This window comes from Microcystis sp. LEGE 08355 (assembly GCF_015207185.1).
GTDB classification, from domain to species: domain Bacteria; phylum Cyanobacteriota; class Cyanobacteriia; order Cyanobacteriales; family Microcystaceae; genus Microcystis; species Microcystis panniformis.
The window spans coordinates 1-2,348 of sequence record NZ_JADEXI010000670.1 but is presented as its reverse complement, the minus strand read 5'-3'; the positions used below and the strand labels follow the sequence as shown (position 1 = coordinate 2,348).

Below are 2,348 nucleotides of genomic sequence, written 5' to 3'. Positions count from 1 at the left end.
TAAAGACATCGGTGCAGTTGGGTTTCCCGCAAGTGTCGCTCATTTTCGATAGACAAAAGTTATTGCTGTCACCCCCAACACAAGTTTACTGTCCCACGCGCCAAATTTTGATAGTTTTGTCACCACTACCACTAGCTAAATAGCGGCCATCGGGACTATATACCACTGACTCAACCCCGCTAGTAAGGGTACGCAATTCTTTTCCCGTTGCTACCTCCCAAATTTTGATAGTTTTGTCACCACTCCCACTAGCTAAATAGCGTCCATCAGGACTATATGCTACTGACTTAACCCAGTCAGAATGGCCAGTAAGGGTACGCAATTGTTTTCCCGTTGCTACCTCCCAAATTTTGATAGTATCGTCATCACCCCCACTAGCTAAATAGCGGCCATCGGGACTATATGCCACTGACCAAATACTACCAGAATGACCAGTAAGAGTACGCAATTGTTTTCCCGTTGCTACCTCCCAAATTTTGATAGTATTGTCCCAACTCCCACTGGCTAAATAGCGGCCATCGGGACTATATACTACTGACCAAACCCAGCCAGAATAACCAGCAAGAGTACGCAATTCTGTTACCGTTACTACCTCCCAAACTTTGATAGTTTTGTCCCAACTCCCACTAGCTAAATAGCGGCCATCGGGACTATATACTACTGACCTAACCCTGTCAGAATGACCAGTAAGGGTACGCAATTCTTTTCCCGTTGCCACCTCCCAAATTTTGATAGTATTGTCAAAACTCCCACTAGCTAAATAGCGGACATCGGGACTATATGCTACTGACAAAACCTGGTAAGAATGACCAGTAAGGGTACGCAATTCTTTTCCCGTTGCTACCTCCCAAATTTTGATATTTTTGTCATAACTACCACTAGCTAAATAGCGTCCATCGGGAGTATATGCTACTGACTTAACCCAGTCAGAATGACCAGTAAGGGTTTTATAAAGAGATGGATTATCTACTAAACCAGAAATCAAAAATTGAGGAGTTACAGGAAATCTTTTATATTTTAAATAACCGTAAACTTGCGTTATTCCTATTCCTAATAACAAAACTCCACCAAGAGCTATCATTCTGTTTCTCAGATTATTATTTTTAACCGGTTGTGCTGGTGTTTTTTTGGGTACAGCTACGGGTGAAACCGGCGGAGAAGGATTAATCTTAGGAATAACTGGCGATTGTTTTTGAGTTACAACAGGAGACGGATTTGGTGGAGATGTTATAGTAGGAGTTGTAGGAGGTAACTTTAATTGCCGTTCAATCTCATCTAAACGTTGTAAAATAACCCTAGTATTAGCTGGCCTATTCTTGGGTAATCTTCCCATTAACTCGTCAATAAAATCCAACAATAACGGGTGAATATTTTCGGTTTCTTCTCGCCAAGGTAAAACATCATCAACCGCATCATAAATTTCTAAAGGATGTTTTCCGGTTAATAAATGCACAAAAGTTCGTCCTAAAGCATGAAAGTCTGATTGAATCACTGCTTGGCCATGTTGTTGTTCATTGGGTGTATATCCGGCTGAGGTAATACCTGTTACTTGTTGACCTTTTACCTTTTGATGATAGGTTTGGGTTTCTTCCCTTGCTGTGCCAAAATCAATTAACACCAACTCGCCACTATTCCGCAGCATGATATTAGGGGGTTTAATATCTCGATGCAGCCAATTCTGTTGATGAATTTTATCGAGAATTAAAGTAATTTCTCTCAGCCATTTTAAGGCTCGTTTTTGACTTAAATTATCATACTGGTTTAGCCACTGTTCTAAATTAATCCCCTCCACTTTTTCCATAACTAAACAGTGTAATATTTTCCCTTCTCTCGTGGAATATTGAAAATAGGCATCTGCTCGAGGAACACCAGTAACATTTTGACGACTTAACTCTAATAAAACGTCATATTCCCGTTTAAATAATTCCACTGCCTTCGGGTCATTATTCCATTTTTCTTGTAATACCTTGAGGATTTTGGCTGTAAAACCTTCAAAAGCTTCATAAACAACCCCAAAACCGGTCGTATCACTCAATAACCGACTTACTCTATATTTACCATTTAACAACAATTGAGAGCCGCAACTTTGACAGTAACGAGTATTCGAGTTATTATTACTCGGATGGTCTGGTTGAGAACAATCGGGATTAATGCAGTAACAGGGTTTCATCTCGGCTATCAGTTATTTTATTGGGTGAATAATTGAAGGTTCCCCTTACCTGTCTTTGAAGGCATTTTATCATAAGTAAGCTGGTTATAATTAAATTAAAAATGGATTTTAGATTCGATCCCCCCTGCCCCCCTTGATAAGGGGGGTGCCGATCCCCCCTTAGTCCCCGCTTTAATCC

General features: G+C 40.5%; 1 protein-coding gene. It reads right to left on the bottom strand.

The genetic code is table 11. From position 1 onward, the window contains the following. Positions 1–85 precede the first annotated feature (85 nt). Positions 86–2,170, bottom strand: coding sequence for a serine/threonine-protein kinase (locus IQ242_RS22695; protein ID WP_193961505.1), 2,085 nt, complete (start codon positions 2,168–2,170; stop codon positions 86–88). Positions 2,171–2,348: the final 178 nt, after the last annotated feature.

Excerpts from the sequence above, each read along its gene's own strand:
- IQ242_RS22695 (WP_193961505.1), bottom strand. The coding sequence starts at position 2,170 with ATGAAACCCTGTTACTGCATTAATCCCGATTGTTCTCAACCAGACCAT.